The organism is Phormidium pseudopriestleyi FRX01 (assembly GCF_017313335.1).
Lineage (GTDB): Bacteria > Cyanobacteriota > Cyanobacteriia > Cyanobacteriales > Laspinemataceae > Laspinema > Laspinema pseudopriestleyi.
In genome coordinates, this window is the sequence record NZ_JAFLQW010000098.1 from 1 (window position 1) to 5,047 (window position 5,047).

A 5,047-nucleotide genomic window follows, 5' to 3' on the forward strand; every position below is an offset into this window, starting at 1 on the left:
TCCGACTCCTCTGCAACTGGAGTAAAACTAATTTTCAGCCAATCGGACAACTCGCGATCGCCCGCCAAGGCATTCAACCGCGAAAAGAACCGATCCTGTAAATGCAAAGATTGAAACGCTTGATCCACCATCGAAGCCTTTTTACCACCCATATCCGGTTCTGATTTCACCAGCGGGGATGGGGGGACTACCTCCCTTTCCGCCGGTGTAGTCGGCAATTCCTGGGGAACCGGCGCACTTGTATTCGGGGTTTCCGGTTCTGCCGGTGTGGCGATCGCCGGATCTGGCGGTTTCACCTCCAATTCAGGCGCTGGCGGTTGAGGACGCTTAAAGGTGGGCAAATCCAAGGGTTTCGGCGCTTGGGGAGCTTTTCCCTGGGGTTTAACAATCTGTGGCGGCAACACCTGATTTCCCGAGGGTTCAAAGGAAATCGGTTGACTCTTCTTAATCGTTTCCAGAATTTCATTAAACGAGGCATCGATTTCTTCAACATTCTGCTGATGAATTGATTCCCGGGTATGCTCTAAAAGATTGTCCTCACTCAAGTCTGTGGAAATCGCCCCGAGTAAGTCATCTAAATCCGCAGTAATCGTAAACGATCGCGCCCTTAACTGAGTCCCACTGCCATCAGACAAACTCACCTCTCCCAACAGCAGATGACTCTTTGTCTGTTCTGGAATCTCCACGGGACAGGTAAATTGCATTGGTAGCGTTCCCTCAGACAGGGGATATCCCACCTCAACAATTTTTGCCCCCGTCTGCGGATTTTGCAGCATCACCCGCAATTCTAGACCGGGAATGCGATCGCCGGCTTTCCCATCAACCGCCTCAATGCGTCCCTCTAACGTTAAAACTTTACCCCATTTCACCATATAAGTTGAACGCTGCAACACCAGTTGCAACGGCGGCAGTTTTGGAGATTGTGCCTGGGGTGGAGAGGGGGGTATCGGAGGAGGACTGGTCCTGGACCCTTCCGCCACTGGGGAGATGCGATCGGGAAAAGCGTACAATTTGCCCGAGTCAGAGGAGTCCGCAACCGTTGGACTCACCGGGTTTTCTTCCTGGACTACCCCGGATGCCTCATTTTCAGCAACAGCTTCTGCAGCAGCTTGTAGGCGATCGTCCCCTTCCCCCTCAGAAAATTCTTCCGCTGAGTCCGACTCTGTTGCCTCCTCGAAACCAGCCGAAGTCAGACCCCCAGAGAAATCGCTATCCCCTTCTTCCTCAATGGATAACACCTCAACCCGAATCGAACCCTGAGTCGTTTGGTCCAGAAAGCAGGTAAAATCCCAAAATCCCGGCTTGAGACGAGTAAACGGAATCACCACCATCAAACCCTCTGCATTGGTGCGAGTCCCCCGCTTCTGCATTCGACGCTTCGGCGGAAACTCTTCCGACGACTGATAAATCGCCCGAATCTCCACCGGCACATTATTCCGGCTACACCGTGCAACCATGCGATAGCGCCCTTCCAAAATTTCCACTTCTGGAGATTCTACGGAAAGCCACTCGCGATCGCCCTCTTTCTGGATCAGAAATTCCCACTCTTCCATCGGTTCCGACACAGATAACCCTTGCCTGAGTTGTTATTGCCAATTATCTCTGTCAGTTTAACCCACCCAGAGCGCTTCTGGAATCACCCTAATGGTTTGAGTCATCGTCACCCTATTCTTTTGAGCAAAGCCCTACACCCTCAAGGGTGCGGCTACACGAACCAAGCCTGCCTACGCAGGCTCAAGAGAAGAGAGACTTCTAAACATGAGCTTTGCTTTTAGTTCAACGTCCCGACTTTAGTCGTTCTCTTCGTTCGTAGTAACCACTTCAGTCGTTCCCTCCTTTTCGTAGTAACGACTTCAGTCGTTTCCGGATCCCAACTCAATTAATTTATAGCGGTTCCCACCGTTATTCGCGTACATCTTGGGAGTACAGACATCTTGCTCGCACTCCCAAGATGTCTGTACGCGAATGAGTCCACCGAACCGCTATATCATCAATAAAAAACACTCCCCTGCCATCATGACCGATCGCCCAGAACAATCCCATTCTCTAACCCAATCCCTCCACCAAGTCACCGCTGACTTACAGTCCATCAATCCAGTCCCGGGACTGCTCAGATTTACCCTCCTCGGATGCCTCAGTCTCAGCCTCCTGGTAATAGCCTGGACCACCTCCCACCCCATCCTCTTCACCACTACCGCCACCCTAGGCGGCTTCCTCTGTGGATTTTGGCTAATTTGCACCCATGATATGACCCATCAAACCCTCACCGGATGGAAAAAGTGCGATCGCCTCCTTCCCTACCTGATTAGTTGGCCCCTATTCTGGCCTTACGGCGTTTATGCCACCCTGCATCCCTGGCATCATGCTTGGAATGGCATCAATTTGCGGGACCCGGAACGAGTGCAATGGACCGAACAAGAGTATCAACAAGCTCATCCTGTTGTGCAATTTTATATTCGTCACCAATGGGCGATCGATATTGTCATCTTTGGCGGCATCGGACTCATCCTCAAAACCTTACGCAAAGGATGGCAATTCCAAACACAAATTCCCCAACTGCGCCAAGAATTAATCCGGGATATACTCGGCAGTCTAAGCATTCATAGCCTGTTATTCACCGGCGCTTATCTTCAGGGAAAAGTGCTGCATTATCTGCTTTTGTGGCTCATCTTAGAACGGGCGATCGGACTCGTCATGCAAACCCGAGACCATTTAGAACATTATGGCTTGTGGGGAAAATCGACCACACCTCACCTCACTCAACTCTATGCCGGACGAAATATTGCCACCCATCCCCTGATCGGATGGTTAATGGGAGGATTACAGTATCATGCCATCCATCATGCCTTTCCCGGCATTCCTTTTTACCAACTTCCCGAAGCGGGCGATCGCATTCAAACCGTTTTAAAAGACCATGATTTGCCCATGATGAAACTCGACCCAGGTTATCTCAAATCCGCGTATCACTTAGGGAAAAATCCAGTTTTAATTGGCGCAAGTGATGACAAACCTCACAACAGGGCGATCGCCAATTAAACAAACACAGTTAATCGGAGAGTAGAGGAGTATAATTCCCATCGTGAGAAAGGGGTCTCAGTTGTGGCGATCGCCCAGTCCAATTTCATAATCACCAAAGTTTCACCAGCTTCTACCCGGCGCAAATCTGATCAGAATGCGAGCAAGAAGTTATGCAGGACGGTAGGCTGATAGAAAGCACTGCAAAACTCTCAGATTTGGAGCAATTGTCAAATTCCGACAATGGTCACTATATAATGAAATTATCAGCCTCTACTTGGGTACCATAAACTGCTTATGACAGTGATCATCTCAGACGAAATCCTGCAAGCCTCTCAGCTTACCCCAAGCGAGTTTCGCCAAGAAGTAGCATTACACCTGTTTCAAACGGGGCGTTTGACATTGGGCTATGCCAGTAAATTGGCAGATATGCCCGTCCCTGCTTTTCGCCAACTTCTGAAACAACGAGATATCCCGCTTTACTCCTACGATGTTGAAGATTTTGCCTTAGATATGAAGAACTTACGGGAGTTAGGACGATTGTGATTGTTATCAGTGATACATCAGTAATCACTAACTTGGCGGCAATTCACCAGCTAAAACTTCTGTCTCAACTTTATAATCAAGTCACTATCCCTGAAGCTGTGTATCGGGAACTCGTTGATATCGAGCCTCCTGTACCAGGAACTCTGGAAGTCCAAGAGGCAGCTTGGTTAGAAGTCAGAGCATTAGTTAACCGTATGCAGAATTGCTGTTGATTGATGAGCGTCGTGGTCGAGCAGCGGCTGACCGTTTAGGAATCAAGATTACTGGATTGTTAGGCCTTCTGGTTGAAGCCAAGCAGAAAAATTTAATTACTGCTGTCCAGCCTCTTATGGATGCTCTAATTGCTACGTCAGAGTTTAGAGTATCTTCAGCTTTATATAACCATATTTTGAGCATGGTCAATGAAACTTAGCCAAGGATTTAAACCATAACTCCTCACCGAAAAACCCACAACTGAGAAACCGCTTCTAAGACAATCTATGCATCCTCACCCAAATCAGAATCAAAAAGCCGGTTCTTATCCTCCACCCACCAACCCAGAAACCGGGTTTCTGCGATCGCCTCCAGGGGAAAATGACTGGACACAGCTAAGTAAAGCTTGGCATAATGGATCAAACAGCAATAACGCCTGTACTATGACTCTTTCCATTCATCGCCCTGTTCTCTATCCCGATTCTGATGGTCAACCGATGGCAGACAATACGCGCCAGTTCCAATGGATTGTCCTGATTAAGGAAAATTTAGAATGTTGCTTTGCGGATCAACCCGATGTGTTTGTGGCGGGGGATCTGCTGTGGTATCCGGTGGAGGGGGAACCCAAGATTCGGGTGGCTCCCGATGTGTTTGTAGTGTTTGGCCGCCCCAAGGGCGATCGCGGTTCCTATCGCCAGTGGGAAGAGGGAAATATTGCCCCCCAGGTGGTATTTGAGATTCTTTCGCCGGGAAATCGCCTCCAGGCAATGGCCAATAAGCAGCAATTTTATCAACGCTATGGGGTGGAGGAATACTATATCTATGACCCTGATCATCATGACTTTGTGGGTTTTCAGCGGGTGGAGGGGGAATTGCTGACGATTGAGGCGATCGCCCAATGGACAAGCCCTCGTTTGGGGATTCGGTTCGAGTTCACTCCCGAGGCTTTGACGATTTACCGCCCCGATGGGGAAAAATTCCTCACAACAATTGAACTGTCGCAGGAGCGAACAGCCGCGCGGGAGGAGGCAGCAGCGGCCCAGGTGGCAGCGGCAGCAGAACGCGAACGGGCGGAAGCAGAACACCAGCGGGCGGAACGGTTAGCGGCACAGTTGCGGGCGTTGGGAATTGAGCCGGAATCGTAGTTGATTGCGATCGCATCTTGGCTGGCAAGAGTTCGTTGAGTGTCATATCTGGCTTCGGTTTATATCTACGAATTTTGCCTTCTGGAAATGTCCGCCAACGTGCGATCGCCGCACATTCGCTTATCAATACTGGGCGATCGCCTCATCCA

General features: G+C 49.8%; 5 protein-coding genes and 1 pseudogene. 5 read left to right on the forward strand and 1 reads right to left on the reverse strand.

The annotated features are described in order from the left end of the window. Positions 1-1,553, reverse strand: a pseudogene (locus J0895_RS03985) (hypothetical protein); the annotation flags it as partial. Between the two features lie 412 nt (positions 1,554-1,965). Between J0895_RS03985 and J0895_RS03990 the strand changes: the two are divergent. The 5 genes from J0895_RS03990 (at position 1,966) to J0895_RS04010 (ending at position 4,898) form a co-directional block, all read left to right on the forward strand. Next, positions 1,966-3,036, forward strand: coding sequence for a fatty acid desaturase family protein (locus J0895_RS03990; RefSeq protein WP_242541035.1), 1,071 nt, complete (start codon positions 1,966-1,968; stop codon positions 3,034-3,036). A 276-nt stretch (positions 3,037-3,312) separates the two neighbouring features. Continuing rightward, positions 3,313-3,561 carry a UPF0175 family protein gene (locus tag J0895_RS03995; protein WP_207086830.1) on the forward strand — a complete coding sequence of 83 codons (249 nt, stop codon included), beginning with the start codon at positions 3,313-3,315 and terminating at the stop codon, positions 3,559-3,561. Then, positions 3,558-3,773: a PIN domain-containing protein gene (locus J0895_RS04000; protein ID WP_207086831.1), complete on the forward strand. Its 216-nt coding sequence runs from the start codon at positions 3,558-3,560 to the stop codon at positions 3,771-3,773. Before J0895_RS03995 ends, J0895_RS04000 begins: the two co-directional genes overlap by 4 nt. Continuing rightward, complete coding sequence (locus J0895_RS04005; RefSeq protein WP_242541036.1) at positions 3,770-3,973, forward strand: PIN domain-containing protein; 204 nt, start codon at positions 3,770-3,772, stop codon at positions 3,971-3,973. The genes J0895_RS04000 and J0895_RS04005 overlap by 4 nt, the downstream gene beginning before the upstream one ends. A gap of 223 nt (positions 3,974-4,196) precedes the next feature. After that, positions 4,197-4,898 (forward strand): Uma2 family endonuclease, encoded by a 702-nt coding sequence (locus J0895_RS04010; RefSeq protein WP_207086834.1) that lies wholly within the window; start codon positions 4,197-4,199, stop codon positions 4,896-4,898. Positions 4,899-5,047: the final 149 nt, after the last annotated feature.

What these genes read in the sequence shown, in the direction of transcription:
- J0895_RS04010 (WP_207086834.1), top strand. Translation starts at nt 4,197, where the DNA reads ATGACTCTTTCCATTCATCGCCCTGTTCTCTATCCCGATTCTGATGGT.
- J0895_RS03990 (WP_242541035.1), top strand. Translation starts at nt 1,966, where the DNA reads ATGAGTCCACCGAACCGCTATATCATCAATAAAAAACACTCCCCTGCC.
- J0895_RS03995 (WP_207086830.1), top strand. Translation starts at nt 3,313, where the DNA reads ATGACAGTGATCATCTCAGACGAAATCCTGCAAGCCTCTCAGCTTACC.